At 42.3% G+C, this 25,029-nt stretch carries 18 protein-coding genes, 2 tRNA genes and 3 rRNA genes; 14 read left to right on the forward strand and 9 right to left on the reverse strand.

Annotation, left to right across the window (positions count from 1 at the left end; translation table 11 throughout):
• Positions 1–140: 140 nt before the first annotated feature.
• From rrf to F909_RS15135, 5 genes are all read right to left on the reverse strand, one after another.
• Positions 141–255, reverse strand: a 5S ribosomal RNA gene (gene rrf, locus F909_RS15155).
• Positions 256–460: 205 nt separating this feature from the next.
• A 23S ribosomal RNA gene (locus F909_RS15150) occupies positions 461–3,353 on the reverse strand.
• Positions 3,354–3,710: 357 nt separating this feature from the next.
• A tRNA-Ala gene (locus F909_RS15145) sits at positions 3,711–3,786 on the reverse strand.
• A gap of 36 nt (positions 3,787–3,822) precedes the next feature.
• A tRNA-Ile gene (locus F909_RS15140) sits at positions 3,823–3,899 on the reverse strand.
• A gap of 59 nt (positions 3,900–3,958) precedes the next feature.
• Positions 3,959–5,496: ribosomal RNA gene (locus F909_RS15135) — 16S ribosomal RNA — on the reverse strand.
• The 16S, 23S and 5S rRNA genes sit together here with 2 tRNA genes alongside, the layout of an rRNA operon.
• A 526-nt stretch (positions 5,497–6,022) precedes the next feature.
• Between F909_RS15135 and F909_RS15130 the strand changes: the two genes are divergently transcribed.
• Genes F909_RS15130 through F909_RS15120 form a run of 3 tightly spaced genes read left to right on the forward strand, consistent with a single transcriptional unit; the run spans position 6,023 to position 8,252 of the window.
• Positions 6,023–6,535 carry a regulatory sequestration protein YfiR gene (locus F909_RS15130; RefSeq protein ID WP_005146952.1) on the forward strand — a complete coding sequence of 171 codons (513 nt, stop codon included), beginning with the start codon at positions 6,023–6,025 and terminating at the stop codon, positions 6,533–6,535.
• Positions 6,536–6,540: 5 nt separating this feature from the next.
• Positions 6,541–7,764 (forward strand): diguanylate cyclase DgcN/YfiN, encoded by a 1,224-nt coding sequence (locus tag F909_RS15125; protein ID WP_005146954.1) that lies wholly within the window; start codon positions 6,541–6,543, stop codon positions 7,762–7,764.
• Between the two features lie 8 nt (positions 7,765–7,772).
• Positions 7,773–8,252, forward strand: a complete 480-nt coding sequence (locus tag F909_RS15120; RefSeq protein ID WP_005146958.1) for an outer membrane lipoprotein YfiB — start codon at positions 7,773–7,775, stop codon at positions 8,250–8,252.
• A gap of 49 nt (positions 8,253–8,301) precedes the next feature.
• Here the strand turns inward: F909_RS15120 and F909_RS15115 are convergent, their stop codons facing one another.
• The gene (locus tag F909_RS15115) at positions 8,302–9,312 is read right to left on the reverse strand and encodes a metallophosphoesterase (protein WP_005146959.1); all 1,011 of its coding nucleotides are present in this window, start codon (positions 9,310–9,312) and stop codon (positions 8,302–8,304) included.
• A 169-nt stretch (positions 9,313–9,481) separates the two neighbouring features.
• Here F909_RS15115 and F909_RS15110 point away from each other — a divergent pair, with 169 nt between their 5' ends.
• A complete protein-coding gene (locus F909_RS15110; protein ID WP_228129388.1) occupies positions 9,482–11,044 on the forward strand; it encodes a phospholipase D family protein in 1,563 nt (520 codons plus the stop codon).
• Here the strand turns inward: F909_RS15110 and F909_RS15105 are convergent.
• Entirely contained in the window at positions 11,037–11,867 is an 831-nt protein-coding gene (locus tag F909_RS15105; RefSeq protein WP_005146966.1) for a lysophospholipid acyltransferase family protein, read from the reverse strand. The two genes, F909_RS15110 and F909_RS15105, sit on opposite strands and share 8 nt — an antisense overlap.
• 190 nt (positions 11,868–12,057) lie before the next feature.
• Here F909_RS15105 and F909_RS21235 point away from each other — a divergent pair, with 190 nt between their 5' ends.
• From F909_RS21235 to F909_RS15080, 6 genes are all read left to right on the forward strand, one after another.
• Positions 12,058–12,198, forward strand: a complete 141-nt coding sequence (locus F909_RS21235) for a hypothetical protein (protein WP_005146968.1) — start codon at positions 12,058–12,060, stop codon at positions 12,196–12,198.
• 74 nt (positions 12,199–12,272) lie between these two features.
• On the forward strand, positions 12,273–13,616 hold the full coding sequence (gene hflX, locus F909_RS15100; RefSeq protein ID WP_005146969.1) for a ribosome rescue GTPase HflX: 1,344 nt from the start codon (positions 12,273–12,275) through the stop codon (positions 13,614–13,616).
• Between the two features lie 42 nt (positions 13,617–13,658).
• Positions 13,659–14,021 carry a hypothetical protein gene (locus F909_RS15095; protein WP_005146970.1) on the forward strand — a complete coding sequence of 121 codons (363 nt, stop codon included), beginning with the start codon at positions 13,659–13,661 and terminating at the stop codon, positions 14,019–14,021.
• 11 nt (positions 14,022–14,032) lie between these two features.
• The gene (locus tag F909_RS15090) at positions 14,033–14,701 is read left to right on the forward strand and encodes an LrgB family protein (protein WP_005146971.1); all 669 of its coding nucleotides are present in this window, start codon (positions 14,033–14,035) and stop codon (positions 14,699–14,701) included.
• Between the two features lie 87 nt (positions 14,702–14,788).
• Positions 14,789–15,232 (forward strand): DUF2147 domain-containing protein, encoded by a 444-nt coding sequence (locus tag F909_RS15085; RefSeq protein ID WP_032877687.1) that lies wholly within the window; start codon positions 14,789–14,791, stop codon positions 15,230–15,232.
• A gap of 222 nt (positions 15,233–15,454) precedes the next feature.
• Positions 15,455–15,898, forward strand: coding sequence for a DUF2147 domain-containing protein (locus F909_RS15080; RefSeq protein WP_005146973.1), 444 nt, complete (start codon positions 15,455–15,457; stop codon positions 15,896–15,898).
• Positions 15,899–15,961: 63 nt separating this feature from the next.
• On the opposite strand, the gene F909_RS15075 is transcribed toward F909_RS15080, so the two are convergent.
• Entirely contained in the window at positions 15,962–18,145 is a 2,184-nt protein-coding gene (locus F909_RS15075) for a carboxy terminal-processing peptidase (RefSeq protein WP_005146980.1), read from the reverse strand.
• Between the two features lie 249 nt (positions 18,146–18,394).
• On the opposite strand from F909_RS15075, the gene nagZ reads away from it, so the two are divergent.
• Both nagZ and F909_RS15065 read left to right on the forward strand, forming a co-directional pair.
• The gene (gene nagZ / locus F909_RS15070) at positions 18,395–19,417 is read left to right on the forward strand and encodes a beta-N-acetylhexosaminidase (protein ID WP_005146982.1); all 1,023 of its coding nucleotides are present in this window, start codon (positions 18,395–18,397) and stop codon (positions 19,415–19,417) included.
• Positions 19,418–19,697: 280 nt separating this feature from the next.
• Positions 19,698–20,540 carry a class I SAM-dependent methyltransferase gene (locus F909_RS15065; RefSeq protein ID WP_005146985.1) on the forward strand — a complete coding sequence of 281 codons (843 nt, stop codon included), beginning with the start codon at positions 19,698–19,700 and terminating at the stop codon, positions 20,538–20,540.
• Positions 20,541–20,599: 59 nt separating this feature from the next.
• Here F909_RS15065 and F909_RS15060 read toward each other — a convergent pair whose 3' ends face one another.
• Positions 20,600–21,910, reverse strand: coding sequence for an alpha/beta fold hydrolase (locus F909_RS15060; protein ID WP_005146987.1), 1,311 nt, complete (start codon positions 21,908–21,910; stop codon positions 20,600–20,602).
• Between the two features lie 354 nt (positions 21,911–22,264).
• Here F909_RS15060 and F909_RS15055 point away from each other — a divergent pair, with 354 nt between their 5' ends.
• Positions 22,265–23,530: a glutamate-5-semialdehyde dehydrogenase gene (locus F909_RS15055; protein ID WP_005146990.1), complete on the forward strand. Its 1,266-nt coding sequence runs from the start codon at positions 22,265–22,267 to the stop codon at positions 23,528–23,530.
• Positions 23,531–23,826: 296 nt separating this feature from the next.
• The gene (locus F909_RS15050) at positions 23,827–25,002 is read left to right on the forward strand and encodes an acetate/propionate family kinase (protein WP_005146991.1); all 1,176 of its coding nucleotides are present in this window, start codon (positions 23,827–23,829) and stop codon (positions 25,000–25,002) included.
• The last annotated feature ends 27 nt before the right edge of the window (positions 25,003–25,029 follow it).

Consider the following 25,029-nt stretch of genomic DNA (forward strand, 5'->3'; position numbering starts at 1 on the left):
CCATCTTTTTTTAATTATAAATTTTCTCAGATAACTACATATTATTTTATAACGCCTAAATATTTTCTATCTCAATTCTATTTCCATCCGAGCAATAAAAACACCCCTTAACGTTAGCTAGGGGGTGTTTCAAATTTAAAAGCTGGCGATGACTTACTCTCACATGGCAAGTGCCACACTACCATCAGCGCTAAGAGGTTTCACTTCTGAGTTCGGGAAGGGATCAGGTGGTTCACTCTTGCTATTGTCGCCAGCAAACTGTTGTGGTGCTTTCGGGTCTTATTTGTAGTGTATTCACCACATGCCTTACTTACGATCCAAAGAGTTATTAACGGATTAGATTATTGAGTCGAAGTTTATTGTTTAGCAATCACTAAATCAAGTTCTTTGTTCAAGATCAGCTTCAACTGATCTTTTATGAATCGATTATCAGCTTTACATACAACTGCTTGGGTGTTGTATAGTCAAGCCTCACGAGCAATTAGTATTGGTCAGCTTCACACGTCACCGTGCTTCCACACCCAACCTATCAACGTCCTAGTCTCGAACGGCTCTTTAGAGGAATAAATTCCTAGGGAAATCTTATCTTGAGGTAGGCTTCCCGCTTAGATGCTTTCAGCGGTTATCCCTTCCGAACATAGCTACCCGGCGATGCGACTGGCGTCACAACCGGTACACCAGAGGTTCGTCCACTCTGGTCCTCTCGTACTAGGAGCAGATCCTCTCAAATTTCCAGCGCCCACGGTAGATAGGGACCGAACTGTCTCACGACGTTCTAAACCCAGCTCGCGTACCTCTTTAAATGGCGAACAGCCATACCCTTGGGACCTGCTTCAGCCCCAGGATGAGATGAGCCGACATCGAGGTGCCAAACACCGCCGTCGATATGAACTCTTGGGCGGTATCAGCCTGTTATCCCCAGAGTACCTTTTATCCGTTGAGCGATGGCCCTTCCATACAGAACCACCGGATCACTAAGACCTACTTTCGTACCTGCTCGACTTGTGGGTCTCGCAGTTAAGCGCGCTTTTGCCTTTATACTCTACGCGTGATTTCCGACCACGCTGAGCGCACCTTCGTACTCCTCCGTTACTCTTTAGGAGGAGACCGCCCCAGTCAAACTACCCACCAGACATGGTCCTCGCCCCGGATTACGGGGCAGAGTTAGAACCTCAACATTACCAGGGTGGTATTTCAAGGACGGCTCCATTAGAACTAGCGTTCTAACTTCAAAGCCTCCCACCTATCCTACACAAGTAAGGTCAAAGTTCAATGTCAAGCTGCAGTAAAGGTTCACGGGGTCTTTCCGTCTAGCCGCGGGTACACCGCATCTTCACGGCGAATTCGATTTCACTGAGCCTCTGCTGGAGACAGCGCCGCCATCATTATGCCATTCGTGCAGGTCGGAACTTACCCGACAAGGAATTTCGCTACCTTAGGACCGTTATAGTTACGGCCGCCGTTTACTGGGGCTTCGATCAAGAGCTTCGCTTACGCTAACCCCATCAATTAACCTTCCAGCACCGGGCAGGCATCACACCCTATACGTCCACTTTCGTGTTTGCAGAGTGCTATGTTTTTAATAAACAGTTGCAGCGGCCTGGTTTCTGTGGCTGCCAATAGCTCAGGGAGCAAGTCCCATCACCGTCAGCAGCGTACCTTCTCCCGAAGTTACGGTACCATTTTGCCTAGTTCCTTCAGCAGAGTTCTCTCAAGCGCTTTGGTCTACTCGACCTGACCACCTGTGTCGGTTTCGGGTACGATTCCTGTGTAACTGAAGCTTAGAGACTTTTCCTGGAAGCATGGTATCAGCCACTTCACTGTACAAGTACAGCTTGCTATCAGCTCTCAGCATAGAGCACCCCGGATTTGCCTAAGATGCATGCCTACAGCCTTCCACCTGGACAACCAACGCCAGGCTGACTTAACCTTCTCCGTCCTCTCATCGCATTACACAGAAGTATTGGAATATTAACCAATTTCCCATCGACTACGCCTCTCGGCCTCGCCTTAGGGGTCGACTCACCCAGCCCCGATTAACGTTGGACTGGAACCCTTGGTCTTTCAGCGAACGGGTTTTTCACCCGTTTTGTCGTTACTCACGTCAGCATTCGCACTTCTGATACCTCCAGCATACTTCTCAATACACCTTCATCGGCTTACAGAACGCTCCCCTACCACTTACGCTAATGCGTAAATCCGCAGCTTCGGCACATAGTTTTAGCCCCGTTACATCTTCCGCGCAGGCCGACTCGACTAGTGAGCTATTACGCTTTCTTTAAAGGGTGGCTGCTTCTAAGCCAACCTCCTAGCTGTCTATGCCTTCCCACATCGTTTCCCACTTAACTATGATTTTGGGGCCTTAGCTGGCGGTCTGGATTGTTTTCCTCTTGACTACGGACGTTAGCACCCGCAGTCTGTCTCCCGGATAGTACTCATTGGTATTCGGAGTTTGCATCGGTTTGGTAAGTCGGGATGACCCCCTAGCCGAAACAGTGCTCTACCCCCAATGGTATTCGTCCGAGGCGCTACCTAAATAGCTTTCGGGGAGAACCAGCTATCACCAGGCTTGATTAGCCTTTCACCCCTATCCACAAGTCATCCCCTGGCTTTTCAACGACAGTGGGTTCGGTCCTCCAGTTAGTGTTACCCAACCTTCAACCTGCTCATGGATAGATCGCCTGGTTTCGGGTCTATACCCAGCAACTAAACGCCCTATTAAGACTCGATTTCTCTACGGCTCCCCTATTCGGTTAACCTCGCTACTGAATATAAGTCGCTGACCCATTATACAAAAGGTACGCAGTCACCGAACAAGTCGGCTCCCACTGCTTGTATGCATGCGGTTTCAGGATCTATTTCACTCCCCTCACAGGGGTTCTTTTCGCCTTTCCCTCACGGTACTGGTTCACTATCGGTCAGTCAGGAGTATTTAGCCTTGGAGGATGGTCCCCCCATATTCAGACAAGGTTTCACGTGCCTCGCCCTACTCGTCATCATTGTGTGTGCCCTTTCGTGTACGGGAATATCACCCTCTACGTTCGCACTTCCCAGAGCGTTCCACTAGAACACACACAACTTAATGGGCTGCTCCCCGTTCGCTCGCCGCTACTAAGGGAATCTCAATTGATTTCTTTTCCTAAGGGTACTGAGATGTTTCACTTCCCCTCGTTCGCTTCATAAGCCTATGTATTCAGCTTATGATACCCGCCTTATAGCGGGTGGGTTCCCCCATTCAGAAATCTCCGGATCAAAGGATATTTGCCGCCTCCCCGGAGCTTATCGCAGGCTATTACGTCTTTCATCGCCTCTGACTGCCAAGGCATCCACCACATGCACTTAATTACTTGACTATACAACCCCAAACAGTCGTTAACACATACAAGTGAGTGTTATCGTTGCAAACTTAATTGCTACTATCTGTTGTCCTGTGAATTTAATCACCGTACAGCTTCAATCTAATTCATATACCAAAACGCTTGATTCAGTTAATTTGCTAGTTCTCGGATTAAATATCTTCTTAACAATTGCTTGTTAAGCTTATATCTAATCGAGTTTGAACAATTTATTTCAGACTCAATTTTCTAATCTGTTAATGATTAACTACCACCTCGTCGGTGACTAGTAAACTGTGATAAATCACAGAACTTAATAAGCTTTTAACTTACTAAATTCTATAATCTATTTTAGCTCGTACTCTTTAAAGTACGTGGTGGAGACTAGGAGAGTCGAACTCCTGACCTCCTGCGTGCAAAGCAGGCGCTCTACCAACTAAGCTAAGTCCCCAGCTTATCATTTAATGAACGACATATCTTTCAGATTTGGTGGGTCTGACAAGACTTGAACTTGTGACCCCACGCTTATCAAGCGTGTGCTCTAACCAACTGAGCTACAGACCCTCAGATACATCTTCGAAGAACAACTTGTTGTGGATTCTTACCGATCGTCAATCTTTCGTTAAGGAGGTGATCCAGCCGCAGGTTCCCCTACGGCTACCTTGTTACGACTTCACCCCAGTCATCGGCCACACCGTGGTAAGCGTCCTCCTTGCGGTTAGACTACCTACTTCTGGTGCAACAAACTCCCATGGTGTGACGGGCGGTGTGTACAAGGCCCGGGAACGTATTCACCGCGGCATTCTGATCCGCGATTACTAGCGATTCCGACTTCATGGAGTCGAGTTGCAGACTCCAATCCGGACTACGATCGGCTTTTTGAGATTAGCATCCTATCGCTAGGTAGCAACCCTTTGTACCGACCATTGTAGCACGTGTGTAGCCCTGGCCGTAAGGGCCATGATGACTTGACGTCGTCCCCGCCTTCCTCCAGTTTGTCACTGGCAGTATCCTTAAAGTTCCCGACATTACTCGCTGGCAAATAAGGAAAAGGGTTGCGCTCGTTGCGGGACTTAACCCAACATCTCACGACACGAGCTGACGACAGCCATGCAGCACCTGTATCTAGATTCCCGAAGGCACCAATCCATCTCTGGAAAGTTTCTAGTATGTCAAGGCCAGGTAAGGTTCTTCGCGTTGCATCGAATTAAACCACATGCTCCACCGCTTGTGCGGGCCCCCGTCAATTCATTTGAGTTTTAGTCTTGCGACCGTACTCCCCAGGCGGTCTACTTATCGCGTTAGCTGCGCCACTAAAGCCTCAAAGGCCCCAACGGCTAGTAGACATCGTTTACGGCATGGACTACCAGGGTATCTAATCCTGTTTGCTCCCCATGCTTTCGTACCTCAGCGTCAGTATTAGGCCAGATGGCTGCCTTCGCCATCGGTATTCCTCCAGATCTCTACGCATTTCACCGCTACACCTGGAATTCTACCATCCTCTCCCATACTCTAGCTGACCAGTATCGAATGCAATTCCTAAGTTAAGCTCAGGGATTTCACATCCGACTTAATCAGCCGCCTACGCACGCTTTACGCCCAGTAAATCCGATTAACGCTCGCACCCTCTGTATTACCGCGGCTGCTGGCACAGAGTTAGCCGGTGCTTATTCTGCGAGTAACGTCCACTATCCTAGAGTATTAATCTAGGTAGCCTCCTCCTCGCTTAAAGTGCTTTACAACCAAAAGGCCTTCTTCACACACGCGGCATGGCTGGATCAGGCTTCCGCCCATTGTCCAATATTCCCCACTGCTGCCTCCCGTAGGAGTCTGGGCCGTGTCTCAGTCCCAGTGTGGCGGATCATCCTCTCAGACCCGCTACAGATCGTCGCCTTGGTAGGCCTTTACCCCACCAACTAGCTAATCCGACTTAGGCTCATCATTTAGCGCAAGGTCCGAAGATCCCCTGCTTTCTCCCGTAGGACGTATGCGGTATTAGCATTCCTTTCGGAATGTTGTCCCCCACTAAATGGCAGATTCCTAAGCATTACTCACCCGTCCGCCGCTAAGTGATTGTGCAAGCACAATCACTCCGCTCGACTTGCATGTGTTAAGCCTGCCGCCAGCGTTCAATCTGAGCCATGATCAAACTCTTCAGTTTAAAATCATTAGTAGCTTATGGCTACAAATCTTGGCTCATCAATTTTCTGACTAAAAATTCGCTCAAATAAACTTCGAGAAATTCTTACCATTCAATCAATGAAATATTTTCGATTGATCAACCAGTAAAAATCCACACAAGTTGTTCTTCTATTCTCTTAATGATCTTCTCGATGATTCGTCATCATCAAGCTAGGTCGGCTATATTACTCTAAATTTCTTTAAAGTCAACAGGTAATTTAGATATTTTCAAAACTTATTCTCAAACCCAAAAATTTAACCCTTAAGCCAAATCCTTGTTTCTCAACAAGTTTTTATCTGCATCACCGCCGATGGATGTGCATTCTACAGCATTTCCAACCAGACACAACCCCATTTTTCAAATTCTTTTAAATTATTAATTCAAGCGACTATTTTTTGAACTGAACAGTTACTTTTAATGCCTTTTCTTTGTGTTTAAGAACTTTTTTTAAACAATTAAGTCCAGTAGAATATGTCTCTTGCTTCACATTTTTTGGCACTTTTGATTGAAAATACGGTTTGGTCGTAAAAAAGCTCGTTCTATATTACTTGCTGCATTATTTGTTGTGAGCCCGCTTTGCTATGCCATTTCAACGCATAACTTCTATGAGCTGGCTTTATCTATATTAAGTTATAGTAAATGGTCGAACACCAGTCGCCCAACAATTTGTGTGATTGACAATCAAGATGCGGCAAATCAGTTTCAAAGTAATATTCGTCAGCTTGCTTATGAGTATCAAGTTCAGGCTGTGACTGCTAAAGACTTTCCCAAAACAGATTGTCATGTTGCCTATTTCACAGTAACGTCGCCGCAGCAGCAGCAAAATTTAATTCAGGCGTATCCGTCTCGCTCATTGCTTTCATTAAGTACCAATAACCCAGCCTGCGAAGTTGGTAGTATTTTCTGCTTATACAATAAGAAGACCTTTTCTACATTTAAAGTAAACTTGGATGCATTGAGCTATTCCAAAGTACATATTGATCCTCGTGTTTTACTCTTAGCGAAGAATGCGGGGTAAGCATAGTGATTTCAAACTTATATCAATCTACTTCCTTACACGCTTTATTCCGTAAATCACAATTTGCGATCTTTGCAATTACGTTTGTCATTTGCTCTTTTACTTTTGCCACCATTTCTATGTTTACAATGGAAACCTATGCAAAACAGAATTTGCAGCTCTTGAGCCAAACTGTCTTGGAACGCGTACAACCTGCTGTCGTGTTTAAAGATAAAGGGGCAATTGATCAAATCCTTGATGACTATACGAGTGAACATGCGATCCGTAGTATTCATGTGTATGATCCTCAGCAAAAATTATTGGCTGAAAGTACCAAAAAAGTCGCGCATACCTCAGTGATGCAGGATTTAATGGATCGATGGTTTTTACATGATCCAATTAAATTAATGATCGTTCATCATAAAAAGAAAGTTGGAGAATTGGTACTCTATGGTAGTTCAGAGAATATTTTACATTTTCTAAAAACCATTATTATTGGTCTTGCGATTTCAATGTTTTTTATTGTCATTGCTTTACTTTGGTCAGTAAACATTACTTATCGCCAAATTATGCAAGCGATTAAGCCCTTGACCCATATTGCGCAATTGGTCAGTGATCAAAAAGCCTATAATTTACGCTTTCCCAATAATCACATCCATGAATTTCAAAACTTAAATACGGTGTTTAACGAACTTTTAGAAGAAATTCAAATTTGGCATACGCATCTGCAAAAAGAAAATCGGCAGCTTTCATTCCAAGCACATCATGATCAGCTCACCAGCTTGCCGAATCGTCATTATTTTTACCAAGAATTATTTAACATTTTTGAAAACCCACAATACCGTCACAGTTCAGCTTTATTATTTATCGACAATAATAAGTTTAAAGTGATTAATGATGAATATGGACATTTAGCTGGAGATGCCGTTTTAAAAGAAATGGCGTCTCGCTTAAGGCTTTCTGTTCGCTACGAAGATTTTATTGCCCGTTTAGGTGGCGATGAATTTGCGATCATTTTGCATTCAATTCACCATACAGATCATTTAAGGACAATTGCTGAAGGGGTGCTCGCAAGTTGCGAACAACCTTTAGAGTTTAACGGACAAACGATTCATTTCGGTTTTAGCTTAGGGGTTGCTTTTTCTCAGTTTGCAGAGAATCCAGAGGATTTGATTATGCAAGCCGATCAAGCCATGTATAAAGCTAAGAGTTTAAATCCACATTGGTTTCTTTATAAACCAGAAATTTAGGACATGTTATGCGCGCTCACACCATTAAAATTTCATTTATAGCGTTACTCTGCCTAACATTGGCTGGCTGCTTGAGTTTTGGCCCGTTAAAGTATCGTCAGGTCAAAATGCTTAAGAAAGAAGGCTTCGTTCTAACAGATGAAGGCTGGACGCTTGGTCTTCCTGAACGTTTGTTATTTGACTTTAATACTTCAGAGATCAAACCTGAACATCAAAAAGAAATTGTTCGTTTGGTAACTCAATTGAACAAATATGACCTAGAGAAATTAAAAATCGTAGGCCATACCGATGATATCGGCAATCCAGAGTACAACCAAAAACTCTCTGAGGAACGTGCTCAAAGTGTTTCAACCATCTTTATTGCTCAGGGTTTCAAGCAAAATAATTTAACTGTGGTTGGTCGTGGTTCTCATCAGCCTTTTGTTCCAAATACCTCCGATGAAAACCGTGCCAGCAACCGCCGCGTTAATGTCATCATTATCCCATAAGCAAATCGCTTCAATAAAAAAGCCGACTTCATCTAGTCGGCTTTTTTATTTAAATCAATTCAATAATATCGATCGTTGGTGGAACACGAAAACGGAATGGCACACCAACCATCCCCGTCCCTACCGTGACAAAAACATCCGCATGTTCGTGTGTATAAAAACCTTTTTTGTGTCCCAAAATAGACACCCGTTTCATAATATAACTGGTAATCCATGGCAGCTCGATCTGCCCACCATGGGTATGCCCCGAAAGCATCAATGGACGCGTTGGTAATTCAGGTACCATATCTACCGTGTCTGGGTTATGTGACAAAATCAGCCAAGGTTTGTCTTGGGGTAACTCTGGCATAAAGCGCATGTTCGCCTTCCCTGCCCATAAATCTCCAATCCCAATCAAACGGAACTCATCAAAATCAACAATTTTCCCCTCAATATCTATGACATTGTTTTGTTCGAGTGCCTTACTCAATAAAGCCTGAATGGGAGGACCTGGATATTGTTCATCATGATTGCCAGGTACTGAATAAACAGGTGCCTGAATTTGCTTTAAAATCTCAAGCTCCTGTACCAAACGATTTTCAGGTTCATAGGTCCAATCACCAGCGACCACAACCAAATCAGGTTGTTCCTGATTGAGTTTCTTCACAATACTTTTTAATTGGCGCTCATGTCCTGAAAATAACCCAACATGCATATCTGCAACTAAAGCGACTTTAACTGGCTGGGTAAATTCACGTTTAGGATCTAAACGATATTGATGGTATTTAACATGAACTTGATGAGGTTCTATAAAACGCGCATAGATGAGTACACTACTGAGTAGCCCAATAAATGCGGCTTGATGTAAACTGTAATATCCAACCCAACCCGCAAAAATGCTAAAAAACCAAAGTGGGACTAATAAATAAGACAGATAAAACGCCAGTAAATGTACGAAGGCTTTAAAAGGATGTATGGTTTCGGTCCGTGCTTGATGAACCCAAGCTTGAATAAATGCCCAAAATGCCAGAACAGCAAAAATAAGGTAAAAACCAATAATCATAGTATCTGAATTCGACATTACAGCCCTCATTAACTTCACTTTAGGGACATACATCTCATCTTATATTTATCTTTTTCGATGAAATGGTATACTCGAGCCCAACTTTTAATCAGTAACGATTATGACGCAATTTTCTCATTTAAATAGCAAACATACAAAGATAAGTACAACCGCTTACAATAAAAATATGCTTGCGATTTATATCACAATTGCGCTCACAGCGACTGGTTGCAGTACCTTACCTAAACATAAAATTGAACCTGTCATACAAACCACCACACAAATTGACACCTCGCAAACGTCCTTAGCGCAAGTGATCAAGCCCTTACAGGAACAGCATCCTGACCTGACAGGCTATCATGTTTTATATGAGCCATTAGAAGCGCTGGCAGCTCGTCTGCGCCTGATTGACAAGGCCGAAAAAACCTTAGATTTACAATACTATATTTGGGACAACGACAAAGTAGGTGCATTGGCACTGCATGCCTTAATTCGTGCAGCGGATCGTGGTGTTCGAGTTCGGTTACTCATTGATGATAATAATGCGAAACATACCGAAGGCATTTTCTTCGCTTTAGCTCAACACCCAAATATTGAAGTGAAACTCTTTAATCCTTATCGCTTTCGCAAATATCGTGCCATTGATATGGTATTGGACTTAAAGCGAATCAACCGTCGTATGCACAATAAGAGTTTTATTGCCGATCATCAGGTCGCTTTGATTGGTGGTCGCAATATGACCAACCAGTATTACAATGTCAGTGATACGTATCAATTTTCTGATGTCGATGTCATGCTGTTTGGCACCGCAGTCAATGACATCTCTCAATCATTTGATGATTACTGGAATCATGAATATGCTTATGACGTCAAAGAAGTGGTTAAAGAAAAATCTCATCGCTTAAGTTATGAAAGTTTAAAACAGCAGCTTGATGAACACTATAAACGGATTACGGTACAAAACTATTTAGATTTAACCAGTCGTTCCCAAGCTGTTGATGCCCTTATGAATCGTGATATTTCTCTCGACTGGGTCAAAGCGGAAGTGGTTAAGGACTCGCCCGATAAAATTAAATCAAAAGCCAAAAAAGAAGAACATCTTAACTTCCAGCTCATTAATCATTTGGAACAACCTGAAAAGAACATCGATTTAATTTCTGCTTATTTTGTTCCTGAGAAGAAAGGGACAAAAATTTTAAGTGATTTGGCACAAGATGGTATCGAAGTCAGGGTATTGACCAATTCATTCAAAGCCAATGATGTTGCAGTCGTGCATGCATTTTATGGTAAATATCGCCAAGAATTGCTTGAAAATGGCGTGCAGCTTTATGAGTTCCTACCTGCTTTAGATAAAAATGATTTAGATAAACATACCGAAGATTTGGCGAAAAAAGCCAAGGTCAACCTTAAGGGATTGAGCCGTTCAAGCCTGCATGCCAAGTTGATGGCCTTGGATGAAAAACAAGTGTTCATTGGCTCATTTAACTTCGATCCACGCTCGGCCTATTTGAACACCGAAATCGGAGTACTACTCAACAGCCCGCCATTGGCACAAGCTGTACATACCACAATGGATCACAATCTAAAAACTTACGCCTATCGCTTGGTATTGGATGCCAACAAGAACATCACTTGGCAGCGTGAAACGCCACAGGGTCCTTTGGTCTATACCAAAGAACCGAAAATGAAATGGTGGCAAAGAGCGGGGATGAAAATCATCTCATGGTTACCCATTGAAGGTTTTATGTAGTTTCAGGTGTTTCTGGCAATACCGTCAGTACTTTTCGTTGTAATTGCGCCAAACCTGCTCGCATCTGGCGATCCACTTCTTTGGTTAGACTCTCGACAGTATGACCTTCTACAGGAATGGCAGGCAATGTCATTAAATGTGCCGTCACTTGAGGCATTTCCAAAACACGTTGTACATGTTCTGCAAAGGTCATCTCGCCAATAAACGGTGCAACCAAATCCAGTTCACCTTGTTGATTGACATAGCAAATCACACAAATCTGTACCGGTCGTTGCGCTTCGATTGCAGCACCAAGTAACCGCCCATGTACTTTCTTGACTTTGCTACCATCAGTTGTGGTTGCTTCAGGAAAGAATAGAACTGGAATATCTTGTTTTAAAAACGCTGCAATTTGCTCACGAATTCGGATTGAATCACCAGAGCCACGCTTAATAAACAGAGTACCGCCACCTTTTGCCAAATTGCCTAAAATAGGCCACTTTTCGACTTCGGCTTTGGCCAAGAAAAAGATCCGTGCGCCCGACCCCAGAACTGCGACATCCAACCAAGAAATATGGTTACTGACCCATAATGCAGGTTCTCGTGGAATCGTCCCATGAACCTGGACTTCAATATTAAATACTTCACATAAGCGACGACAGAAATACTGCACATAGCGTGTATTTACAGGGTTATTCGGATCTTTATATAAACCATGACGGTAAATGAGATAAAAGCCTTCACCGATCGTCTCCAGACCAGAGGCTAATTTTTTACTGTATAAACTAAATTTCGAAAACAAACTTAATGGTGTGTTATTTACTGCTGTTGCATGTTGAGTCATAAATTATTAAAACCGTACGCATATATGCACGAATGCATTGAATTCACCTGTTATATCATGACCATATCAGCTTGTAGAAGTTTCCACGATAACAAAAAACGAATGTGAGCATAATTTTTTTCAATTTTAAAAGATTTATCAGATCAAATATTGTAAATAAATCGAATTAATAGATTAATAAGGTGATGTGATGAACCCACAAACCACGACATCTGAATCCCAAACGACGATTCCATATGGTTATGCTTTGAGAATGTTTTTGGGATGGTCAATTTTATACATGGGAACCTTGGTCGGATTCATAGAGCTTTTACGTCGTAATGTCATATAAATCGAGTAAGTCTTTGCCCTTTGCTTGAAGTTTATTCTAGAATAAGACTTTAAGTATCAGGATTACAGAACAGCGTGGAAAATTTTGAGCAGCGTCAAAGTGGTGAACGGGCAATATTAGTCAGTGTGTCTGTTCAACTGCTCGATGATCTTGATGCTGAAGAGTTTCGATTGCTCGCTCAATCCGCAGGCGCTGAAATCCTTGAACATATTTCTGTGCAACGCAATAGGCCTGACCCTAAATTTTTTATTGGTTCAGGTAAAGTCGATGAGATTGCTGAGTTAGTCCAAGATCTCGAAGCAGAATTGGTTATTTTTGACCATTCCCTTTCCCCTGCTCAAGAACGAAACTTGGAACGTATCCTAAAGTGCCGAGTAATTGACCGTACGGGCTTAATTCTGGATATTTTCGCCTTACGCGCCCGAACCCATGAAGGTAAATTGCAAGTTGAATTGGCTCAACTCAAACATTTATCAACTCGCTTAATTCGTGGTTTTACAGGCAACCTTGAGCAACAAAAAGGGGGGATTGGGTTACGTGGTCCAGGTGAATCTCAGTTGGAAACAGACCGCCGCTTAATTCGAGTGCGGATTACTCAGCTCAAAGATAAACTGGTTAAAGTACAACAGACGCGTTTACAAGGACGCGCCGCCCGACAAAAAGCCGCTATTCCAACCATCTCGTTAGTCGGCTATACCAACGCTGGAAAATCAACTCTATTTAATATTCTAGCCAAAAGTGATGTCTATGCTGCCGATCAACTGTTTGCGACACTCGATCCAACCTTACGTCGTTTAGACTGGGATGGTATCGGTACGGTAGTACTGGCAGATACCGTAGGCTTTGTGCGTAATTTACAACATGACCTAGTTGAATCTTTCAAAGCAACCTTAGAAGAAACCTTAGAAGCAACCTTGCTGTTACACGTTATTGATAGCAGTAGCCCCAACATGTCTGAACAGATTGAAGCGGTAGAATCTGTACTTAAAGAAATTGGTGCTGATGCGCCTATTTTGCATGTCTACAATAAAATTGATCTCAGTGGTGATACTGCCAAAATTATTTATAAGACAAAGGACTTGCCTGATCGAGTCTATGTTTCAGCCCATGCTGGGCAAGGGCTTGAACTGCTTAGCCAAGCGGTACAACAATGTCTGATGGGGCAGTTACAAGCGTTTGACCTAGTGCTCAAACCTGCTTACGGTAAACTACGCACACAGCTTTATACGCTGAATGTGATTCAGTCTGAACATTATGATGAGCAAGGCGACCTGCATTTATCGGTATGTATTGCTCCACATAAATTAGAGCAACTCATTAAACAGGCACATTTGCCATTAGACGAAATTCTTGGAAAAAAAGCTTCCCAATTTCAGCGACCTTTGGAAGAATTTGAGATCGATCATCCAATATCTTAATTACGATCAGCCATCGTTCGAATAGACGAGAGTAAAAAGAAAATGAAACATATTGATTGGACAGCTTGGTTTGGCACGATTTCATTAATCATCGTCTATCGTGAAGGGGCTGTCGCAATCACAAAAGCCTTGGGTCACCCTGAACTGGGTAATTTGGTAGGGCTTATAGGCTTATTGCTCACCTTATTAATTTGGAGAAGATTCAGAAAAATCTCTAATCGTCTAATTGATACCAACAACAAAATTTTGAAAGAAAGTGCCTTTGCCTTTCTACCCATTTGTGCAGGTTCATTAATTATGCTGGTACATATGGGCAAAGAAATTCCTGCATTTTTGTTTATCTTAACGTTCAGTACATTATTGCCATTATGGATTTATGCCAAAATGGCGAAGCGTTGGTTATAAGGAGCTGATCTATGTCGATGGTTATCTACGGCTTCATCATTACGTTTATCAGTTATCTTATTGCCAAACCACTCAATCAAAAAATGCCTCAGGTTCCACTGATTGTGTTCGGCATGTTTATTGTCATTGCCTTGTTGGCTATTTTGGGTATTCCATATCAACAATACATGGATAACGTCAATGGGGTTTTCAATCATCTACTTGGCTATGTGACCGTTGCTTTGGCAATTCCTTTAGCCGCTATGCGCTATGATGATCTACCACTAAAATCGATGATCGGCATTCTTTGCTTTGCCAGTATTAGTGCTGTTGCCCTGCCAATGGGACTGGCTTATTTGCTGCATATGTCTGAACCTACCATTATGGCTTTTGCAACCCGTGCCGTGACCACACCAATCGCTTTAAACATTGCTACCCTACTCCATGCCCCTTTGATGATGGTAACACTGATTGTGATTTTATCAGGTGTGATTGGTGCAGCCTTCTCTCCATGGATTCTCAAACATATCCATGATGAGCGCGCTTCGGGTCTCGCTTTAGGTTTGGCTGCACATGCGATTGGTACAGCTCAGGCTTGGCAACGCGGACCTGTCACTGGCCGTTATGCAGCCTTCGGTATGGCAGTAAATGGTGTATTTACAGCCATTTGGCTCCCGACCTTTATTCTATCTTTATCTTAATATTTGCCTCAAATATCACATAAAGATTGAACTAGTTGTCAGATATCCTCCATAATGTAAGCTTAAACGTTAAAAGGATTTTTAATGATGAGCAAACAATTATTAGGTGCGTTACTTTTATCTGCGGTGAGCAGTTTTACTTTTGCAGAGGATATTACGGGGCTCTGGCAAAGTATTGATGACAAGACGGGGGCGCCTAAAGCATTGGTTGAAATTCGCAAAGAAGCAAATGGAACTTATGCAGGCAAAGTAGTTAAAATCACGCCACGCACAGGCTATACACCAAAAGAAACTTGTGTAGATTGTCCAGCACCCTATACCAACAAACCAATTATCGGTTTAGACGTAGTTACAGGTTTAAAATTTAGCGAAGGCTTAAACTATACCAATGGTCGTATTTTAGATCCGAATACTGGAAAAATTTACAGTATGAAAGCTAAATTAAGTGCAAATGGTAAACGCTTACATTTACGTGGCTATTTAGGGGTATCTGCATTGGGTCGTAATCAAATTTGGATTCGCGCAGAGTAAAATAAATTCTGTACCTGTAGTACGCACCTCCCTTTGATCAATTTGACCTCGGTTCTGTATCAAAAGCTTCTTCATTCAGTGAAGAAGCTTTTTTCATTATCAGTATAAAAAATTATTGAAACTTCAATTATTAAAAATTTACAACTGTAAAATAATGATTGAATCTGTCATTAGAAATCCGAAATAATAGGTCAACAATGATTGCAGCATGGATGCTTGAGCATGTCGACCAAACTAATTTCTTTTTTATTCTTAATTACCCTGAGCCATTTTACTTTTGCCCAAGACATTACAGGTATTTGGCAAAGTGTTGATGATGTCACTGGTGCACCGAAAGGACAGGTTGAAATTACCCAAGAAGCAGATGGTTCTTATACAGGTAAAATCATCAAAATTACGCCGCGTACAGGCTATACACCTAAAGAGTTTTGTACTGGCTGCCCTGCCCCTTATACCAATAAACCGATTTTAGGTTTAACTGCTATTACCAAACTGAAGCATAAAAAAGATCTGACTTATACGGGTGGGAAAATCTTGGATCCAAATAGTGGGCGTATGTATAGCTTAACTGCAAAACTCAGTACCAATGGACAACGTTTACACTTACGTGGTTATGTCGGTGTCTCTGTATTAGGACGAAGTCAAATCTGGATTCGTGCCAATTAAATTGAATCAATAAAAAAAGCCCTGTATTTCAGGGCTTTTTTTATTGATTCAATGATGTAAGGCTTAACGACCTTGCAACTTTGAATAGTCTAACAGTACATTTGCCGCTTCATTAATAAAAGTCTCTTCTTCAGGCAATGGTGGACGCAAATGTGCTTTCATTTTGGCACGCGACTCGACTAAGGCATCGATAGAAGCTTGATAGCTTTCCCAATTTGCATAAGGAGCTAAATTTGTTGCTATACGGCGTTGGTTTTCAGCATTCAAGGTTTGCTTCTCGAGATCAATCAACTCGGCACGACGTTGATTAATATCCAACACTACTTTCTTCTGGTCAGAGGTTTTTTTCGCAATCGCTTTACGCGCTTCTAAATATTTAAATTGAGAGTCTGCCGCAACACGTTGCTCCGAAGATTGGGACAATTTTGCTACATATGGCAGTACTGAACCTTCACGTTTAAATGGTGCGGTTGGAATGGTATCCCACTTCAAAGCATTCTTCGCTTTACGCTCACCGAACTCTTCATTGTAGATATCAACCAGTTTGATATCTGGAATTACACCTTTGTTCTGGGTACTTCCACCCGTAATTCGATAGAACTTACGCTGGGTTAACGTCGCTTGACCATAAGCTAGCGAATCCAACTGAACCTGTGCTGTCCCTTTACCTGTGGTGGTACTACCAATAATAATCCCGCGCTCATAATCCTGAATTGCCGCAGAGTAAATTTCACTTGCAGAAGCAGAGGCTAGATTGACCAATACCGCCATTGGGCCTGCATAGATTTGCTCACCGCCATCGGTATCTTCAAATACATTGACATTACCGTTACCATCACGGATTTGTACCACTGGTCCAGACTTGATCACCTGACCAAGCATACGTGCCACTTCTTCCAAAGAACCACCTGGATCGTTACGCAAGTCGACCAAGATCCCTTCTACTTTTTGTGCCTTGAGTGAATCTAAAGCTTTCGCTGTATCTTCAGAGACAGAGCGATACTCTGTTCCTGCACGACGTGAGCGATAGTCAAAATAGAAAGATGGGATTTCAAGTACCCCAAATAGATGTTTTTTACCATCACGCGTGATTTCAACCGTACGTGAACGTACACCTGCATCTTCTTCTTGAATAATGTCACGGGTTAAAGTCACATTACGTGCTTGGCTCATCGATGCACCAGCACCTAATAAACGCACCACCACTTTAGTGCCACGTTTACCACGAATCAGTCCAACAATTTCAGAGCTCGGCCAACCAATCACATCCACCATTTTCTCGCCATCTTGAGCGACACCAATGATACGATCACCTGATTTTACCTGACCAGATTTACTTGCTGGCCCACCTTCTACGATGGTTTCGATCTTAGTGTAATCTTCATTGCCACGTTCTGGACGAATCGATACCCCAATCCCTTCCAATTGCAAGGTGGTTTGACGATTCAACTCCATCGCATCAATTGGTGGATAATAGTTACTATGTGGATCATACGTTGCCAACATTGCATTCAATGTTTTATCGAGCACATCATCACTTTTCACACGACCAATACGCTCTAATTGACGGGTATAGCGTTTAGTTAATGTCTGAACTGGCGTTAAATCTTCTGGCCCTGTTAAATCCTGACCATTGGCAAGCGATGGATCTGCTTTTAAGGCTTTTTGCTTCGCCTGCTCTTCCTCTTTGCTAATGGTTAAATTGATCAACTGCGACACTAGCATTTGCTGCCAATGTTTTTGTTGTTCCGCCTCAGTTTTGAAATATGGCGCTTTTTCACGATCGGTATCGAGATAGACATCTTTTTGGTTTAAGTTCTGCGGCTTTTTCAGCTCAGCCAGCATAAACTCATAGAATTGTTTTAAACGGTCACGATATTGCCCATGAATCAAAAAAGGTCCTGTTAAATTACCCGCTTTTAATGAGCTACCAAAATTCGAACCATATTTCTTTTGATATTCTTCAACTTCACCACTTAAAAATAATGAATGATCTGGATCAAGACTATCCAAGTACATATTCAAAATACGGTTTGAAGTTGTTGCGTCTAGGCGCATATTTAAATAATGCTGGCGATCAACCAAGGTGGCTAACTGACGTGCGACCAATGCCTGCTCTTGTGATGGTTTGATGACGGTTGAAACGACAGGTGCTTCCGTCGCCGCAAATGCCTCATTCATAGTATGAGAGAAAAACAAACCACCAGTCGCAATTGCAACTGCACACGCTATCATTTGAAGTTTCATAAAATTTTGGTACTTCCTTGGATATGGCAATTATTACACGCTGATACTGTCAATATGAACACATTTCATTCGATACTTTACCAACTTGTAGAACTCATTGGTCGTCATAAATAAATGACCAACAAGCACTTATCATCAATATCATGTAGTTTTATCATATTCTGTACTGACAAAATGTAGCAAATCATTGCACAATTTAGCTATCGTTTTTTTCATCAAATTTTTCATCAAAATTCAAACGGAATCCTTATGATCGGCGCGTTGATGCTGGATATTGCTGGCACAGAACTTACTCAAGAAGATATTGAACTATTACAAGCTCCGCAAGTCGGTGGCATGATTTTATTTGCACGAAATATTGAATCCCCTCAACAAGTTCGTGCTTTAACCGACCATATGCGTCAAGTCCGTCCAGATATCCTGATTGCAGTGGATCAAGAAGGGGGTCGTGTACAACGTTTAAGACAAGGTTTTACTTTACTTCCAGCGATGGGCCGTCTAGGCGAGCATTACTTGGCTCAGCCAGAACAAGCGATTGAATTGGCTGAACAATGTGGTTGGTTGATGGCAATCGAAGTCCTCGCAGTCGGCATTGATTTTAGCTTTGCCCCTGTGTTAGACCTGAATGATGTCAGTGATGTGATTGGTGATCGTGGTTTTGCCAAAAATATGCAAGACATCGTACCGCTTGCAGATGCCTTTATGCGTGGTATGAAAAAAGCAGGCATGGCGACTACAGGCAAACATTTCCCTGGTCACGGTTCAGTCAAAGCTGATTCACATGTTGCTGCTGCAATTGACAGCCGTTCATATCAAGAAATCTATGACAAAGACATGCAAAGCTTTATCAAGCTGATGCCTCAGCTTGATGCGCTGATGCCTGCTCATGTGATCTATGATCAAGTCGATCCAAATCCCGCAGGTTTCTCACCGTTCTGGTTACAAGAAATCTTACGTAAACAACTTAAATTTGACGGTGTACTCTTCTCAGATGACTTGAGTATGCAAGCTGCATGTGTTGCAGGCGGTGCGGATGCACGTATTCAAGCAGCTTTAAATGCGGGTTGTGATATGGGCTTAGTCTGTAATGACCGTGCAGCAGCCTGTACTGCATTGGATGGAATTCAAACCTTGGCTTTACCAAACCAACAACGTTTAGAACGTATGCGCGGTAAAATTCCAAATATCCAAATCGGTACGACATTGACTTTAGACGATGAAAACTGGCACAACGTCAGAAAAGTCATTGAAGAATTTAAGAATTCGTTCTAACTTACTTCACATTAAAAAATATTTTTGCCGATATACGATACTCGGTAATGTCATCCGCAACCTGCGTGATTTCAAAAAGATAGATATAGTCTGTCTATATGCTGAAATTAATCACATGCAAGGAATGAACAGGTTTTGCGGATGACAATGCCTTTGGTTACTTTGGGCGAAACCAAAGTAACTCCAGCTGAAAGCTTATCCTGATATCAGATGAGGACTCGGCAAGACACCGTTATAGATATCGTTAAAAATAAGAATTAGGGAAAAGAGTCTAGGACAGATGACACAACAACTTTCGAAACATCGCCACATTTCATTTACAGCACACTATACAGGTTACATCTGGTATCAAATGGGGATCTCACATCCGGCACTGGCAACAGCAAAAGGAAAAACGCTGGCGGCTTTAGTTCATCCAATTGAAAGCTGGGCAGAGAAATACGTCGGTGGCAGCATGCGTAGCACACTGAAACAACGCCACAGCATGTTGGATAGCCACTTAAAAGAATTAATTGAGCAACATCTTGATTTACAAGTGCTTGAAATTGCATGTGGTCTATCGCCACGCGGTTGGTGGTTTAGACAACACTATCCAAGCATCACCTATCGTGAACTGGATTTGCCTGATATGGCAGCTACCAAACAAGCTGCACTACAACAAATTGAAAGCAATGTAGATGAAGTTCTTTCTGTCGATTTATTTACCGATGCTTTTGCAGCGGTATTTGAGGTATTTGATCCTCAACGTCCACTGGTGATTATGAGTGAAGGGCTGATCAATTACTTTGAAAAACCCATGTTGCAGCAACTGATTCAAGCGATTGCCACCTACGGTCAAAACTTTAAAGAACTGCATTATTTAACAGATATTTACCCTGAACCCACTCAGAATAAATTGGCAACCATTATCTGGAACAGCAGCCGTTTACTAAAATGGATGTCACGCAGTGCATTTAGCTTTCATTTTAAAACACCTGCCGAAGTCGAACATTTTTTCCATGAAGCAGGCTTTAATCAAGTTGAAGTCCTTCAACCGAAGCAATTCTTTGAACACACCACTTTAGAAAACAAACAGCAGCATTTAGGTGATTTAGTTTGGGTCATCCAAGCCAGCAATAAGTAAGCTCAATAAAAAAGGGAAATGGTCAATAACCACTTCCCTTTTCAAATCTTCGGTTCTCACTAAGCTTGTTTTTGACGCTCAATAAAACGCGTTAAACGATCCGCAATATCAAAGCTACCATGTTTAAATAAGATGCGCAGTCCTTGCTCAGTTGCATCAAAAGTTAAACATTCAATTTTAAACTCACCTTCTTCATCAGCTAAATGTAGCGCTAAATCACGTGGATGCCGGCTAACAAAATCAAGCTGTTCAATATCTTTCAGTTTTAAATAAACACCAAAGAACGTGATATCGACAACATTCACTGCCGCTTCAGTCGCTAAATGACGGTGGGTCAATTTAGTCTCTGGATGCAAAACAGCAATACGTTCTTCACCACGACGTTCGATTTGCTGCATTTGTTCACGCGTCATCGGGATAATGCCATCCAGATTATCGATAGATTCCCCTTTTAAGAAAGAAGTGAACAAGTTCATGGTTTCTTTACGGCGCTGCAATTGTGGCACATGATCTGCGTTGGCAATCAAAGCAAACTGCATATCTTGGCATTGCAAAGCAAAATCGGCATTTTCGTGTGGCAACGTAAAGCTGTCATACTGCCCTGCAGCCACCAATGTTTTACATTGTGGTACTGGCACATCACTTAAGCGCAATAAACGGTTGCAGTTAATTTCATAACGTTCACGCTCAGTTGCACTAAATTCTGCCATTTGTTTGAAGAACAAACGCTTAGCTGTCGGTGACATGCGGGTTTTATCAAGCTTGGCATGATTGACTAAATACAAAATCACAGCTTGACCAAACTCATCCATGCGATCTTCACGCATTAAATGCAAAGATTCTTCCAGCAGCATCCGCCAACTTTTGCGTGTCTTCTGCATGACGCCCATCAATACCATACGGTCAATCAATTCTGGACGTTGGTGTGCAAATGAAGATGCAACCACCGAACCCAATGACATGCCCATCATTGAAACTTTATCCAGTCCAACAATATCGAGCCATTGACCAAGCATTTTAGATAATTCTGGGAGTTCCAAAATTCCAGCAGATTCACCCGTATCAACATTACGAATCTGTTGATTCGCCCCCATTGACGGTAAATCGATGAGAATAACGGGTCCACTCTCAAAGAGTTGCTCAACACAATACTTATAAGAGTTAAAATTTTGAAATGCGCCCCCGACAATTACAATCGGCGTATTGTAGATCGTTTTCGGATCTGCAATTGCCATATATTCAATTTTCCAACCATCGATCCATGTGGTGCGCGCTGGCTGTTTAAAACTGTTTTTATTGTAAATGTCGAAAAAACCAAAGCCTGTGTAGGTATGATTTATATCCGAGTCCATTTGGATAATGGAATTCATGTCCTTCCTCCATCCTTGTTTATTTTTTTGTTGCAAGCATCTCATTTTCAGCGAATTCAACTTGCAAGTTAACAAATTTATAAAATTTGTATTACATTTATCCTATACTTTTTCATTCTATACATATGCACGTTTTATACGCAATCATTTCCTTAACCACTTATCTTGTTTAAAGCACTAATCTTTTGCAAAATATGTAATCTTGACTTTATATTCAATATCTTCATCACACTAAAATAAAAACTTTTGTGCCAATTAACGCTTCATAATTTTTTGAATTGTCAGTTCAGCCTATTCATTGTTCAGCATTTGACTGTTACTATCTTTATAAATACATGCAAATATCAAAATGCTATGCAAGACTCTATTCAAGACTACATGCAACACGTTGGTACTCAAGCACGTCAGGCATCTCGTGTTTTAACGAGTGCATCGACTCATTTGAAAAACCACGCCTTGTCTGCAATTTATACGGCTTTGGAAAATAATCAAGCACAAATTTTAGCAGCCAATCAAATTGATATGGACAATGGTCGTCAACGTCAACTCGACAGCGCTTTGCTCGATCGTTTAGAACTAACGCCAGCTCGCTTCAAAGGTATGCTGCAAGGTCTGAAAGATGTGATTGGATTGGTTGACCCAATTGGTGAGATTACAGATCTTGCCTATCGTCCATCTGGCATTCAACTTGGAAAAATGCGTGTGCCTTTGGGTGTGATTGGGATGATCTATGAATCAAGACCGAACGTGACACTAGAAGCAGCATCATTAGCCTTAAAATCAGGGAATGCCATTATTTTACGTGGCGGTTCAGAAGCCCTTGAATCAAACAAAGCCATTGCCATTGCCATTCAGCATGGCTTACAAATTTCAGGCTTGCCTGAACATGCTGTTCAAGTGATTGATACCCCTGACCGTGCTGCGGTTGGTCATTTGATTACCATGAGTGAATTTGTCGATGTGATTGTGCCACGTGGCGGTAAAAGCTTGATCGAACGAATCAGCAATGAAGCACGTATTCCTGTGATCAAACATTTAGATGGCAACTGCCATGTGTTTATTGAAGCACAAGCGGACTTACAAAAAGCGCTGCCGATTGCACTTAATTCAAAAACGCATCGCTATGGCGTTTGTAATGCCATGGAAACCTTATTGGTGGATGAAGCGATTGCGGAAGAGTTCTTGCCACGGATTGCTGAACTGTATGCTGAAAAGCAGGTTGAACTACGTGGTTGTGCTGAAACACAGCGTATTTTAGGAGTCTCTGTGAAGACAGCGACGGAAGAAGACTGGTATACCGAATATCTCGGCCCAATTCTTGCGATCAAAGTAGTTACAGGTATGGATGAAGCGATTGAACACATCAATAAGTATGGTTCACATCATACAGATGCCATTATTACTGAAAACTTTAGTCTAGCCCGTGAGTTCTTGGCGCGCGTTGATTCAAGTTCAGTGATGATCAATGCTTCAACCCGCTTCGCTGATGGCTTTGAATATGGTTTAGGCGCAGAAATCGGTATTTCAACCGATAAAATCCATGCCCGTGGCCCCGTTGGTCTTGAAGGCCTAACCTCACAAAAATGGATTGTTTTCGGTGATGGTCAAATCCGCCAATAACTAAAAAGCGGATTCTGACACACAAACACGATAAAGGTCATTTATTTGATCTTTATCGTGTTTTTATATATTTACATACAAAAAATAATGACAAATTCAACAGATCAATCAAAAGAACGACTCATTTCCAAACTATACTGAATAGGTTGATTTATAAACGGGTTGTATAGGCTAAAGTCTATCTTCGCCAATACGAGATCCCATGTTAAAACATTGCGCTTGATTCCACTGCCTCATGCGTTGCAGCAAGATCAAAGTGTTCATCATAAAATTTAAAATCTGTTAGGTGTTCAAACGTGGCTATATCTGTATTAGTAATTAACTGTGGTTCATCATCAATCAAGTACGCGCTCATCTCAGAACGTCGTGAAGACCGTATTTATGGTTTGGCAGAGAATTTAGGGGCAGCCGACGCTCGTATTAAAGGAGTTACCTTGGGTGGTGAACCATTAGAGCTTTCGATTCCGTATGCAGATCATGCCAAAGCCCTTGAAACCTTGCTGGCACGTTTAGCCAATTATAATCCACAAGCGATTGGACACCGCGTCGTACACGGCGGCAATATCACCAAAGCAGAGCTTTTAACACCTGAACTGGTTAAGCGTATTGAAGAAGCGACACCACTTGCTCCACTACATAATCCTGCACATTTGATTGGAATTGAAGCCACCCTACGTTTGTTCCCACAATTACCTCAAGTTGCTGTATTCGATACCGCTTTCCACCAAACCATGCCTGAGCGTGCTTATCGCTATGCACTGCCACAATATTTATATACCGAACATCAAGTGCGTCGCTACGGTTTCCACGGTACCAGCCATGCGTATGTGACCGAACGTGCAAGCGAACTCGCAGGTCATAAAAATCAGGGCGGCTGGCTCAGTGCACATTTAGGTAACGGTAGTTCGACCTGTGCCGTATGGAATGGTCATAGTGTCGATACGTCAATGGGCATGACCCCACTTGAAGGTGTCGTCATGGGAACACGTAGTGGTGATGTCGACCCAAGCCTACATTTATTCCTTGCCAGTAATTTAGGCTGGGATATTCAAAAAATTGACAGCATGTTAAATAAAGAAAGTGGCTTACTCGGCTTGTCTGGTTTATCTAATGATATGCGTACGCTGGTTGAAGCTTCTGAAAATGGCCACGAAGGCGCAACCCTAGCCATTGAAGTATTCTGCTATCGCTTAGCCAAGTCTTTATCGGCTTTAAGTTGCGGTTTACCGCATCTTGATGGTTTAGTATTTACTGGTGGTATTGGCGAAAACTCAGCCTATGTCCGTGAAAAAACCTTGGGCTACCTCGCGCACTTTGGTTTGCAGTTCAGTAAAGAGAAAAATAATGCATTGCCGCGTGGCACGGAAGGCCGTATCGACAATGGTTCAGGTCCACAAATTTGGGTGATTCCGACCGATGAAGAAGGTCGTATTGCCAAAGAAACACGCCAAGTGCTTGAACACACGATTTAATCAAAATATTAGATAATTTTAAGGTCA

The organism is Acinetobacter sp. ANC 3929 (genome assembly GCF_000369405.1).
Taxonomy (GTDB): Bacteria; Pseudomonadota; Gammaproteobacteria; order Pseudomonadales; family Moraxellaceae; genus Acinetobacter.

Coding starts and splice junctions, on each gene's coding strand:
- F909_RS15120 (WP_005146958.1), top strand. CDS start 7,773: ATGCGCGCTCACACCATTAAAATTTCATTTATAGCGTTACTCTGCCTA.
- F909_RS15115 (WP_005146959.1), bottom strand. CDS start 9,312: ATGTCGAATTCAGATACTATGATTATTGGTTTTTACCTTATTTTTGCT.
- F909_RS15110 (WP_228129388.1), top strand. CDS start 9,482: ATGCTTGCGATTTATATCACAATTGCGCTCACAGCGACTGGTTGCAGT.
- F909_RS15105 (WP_005146966.1), bottom strand. CDS start 11,867: ATGACTCAACATGCAACAGCAGTAAATAACACACCATTAAGTTTGTTT.
- F909_RS21235 (WP_005146968.1), top strand. CDS start 12,058: ATGAACCCACAAACCACGACATCTGAATCCCAAACGACGATTCCATAT.
- F909_RS15095 (WP_005146970.1), top strand. CDS start 13,659: ATGAAACATATTGATTGGACAGCTTGGTTTGGCACGATTTCATTAATC.
- F909_RS15090 (WP_005146971.1), top strand. CDS start 14,033: ATGTCGATGGTTATCTACGGCTTCATCATTACGTTTATCAGTTATCTT.
- F909_RS15085 (WP_032877687.1), top strand. CDS start 14,789: ATGAGCAAACAATTATTAGGTGCGTTACTTTTATCTGCGGTGAGCAGT.
- F909_RS15080 (WP_005146973.1), top strand. CDS start 15,455: ATGTCGACCAAACTAATTTCTTTTTTATTCTTAATTACCCTGAGCCAT.
- F909_RS15075 (WP_005146980.1), bottom strand. CDS start 18,145: ATGAAACTTCAAATGATAGCGTGTGCAGTTGCAATTGCGACTGGTGGT.
- nagZ (WP_005146982.1), top strand. CDS start 18,395: ATGATCGGCGCGTTGATGCTGGATATTGCTGGCACAGAACTTACTCAA.
- F909_RS15065 (WP_005146985.1), top strand. CDS start 19,698: ATGACACAACAACTTTCGAAACATCGCCACATTTCATTTACAGCACAC.
- F909_RS15060 (WP_005146987.1), bottom strand. CDS start 21,910: ATGAATTCCATTATCCAAATGGACTCGGATATAAATCATACCTACACA.
- F909_RS15055 (WP_005146990.1), top strand. CDS start 22,265: ATGCAAGACTCTATTCAAGACTACATGCAACACGTTGGTACTCAAGCA.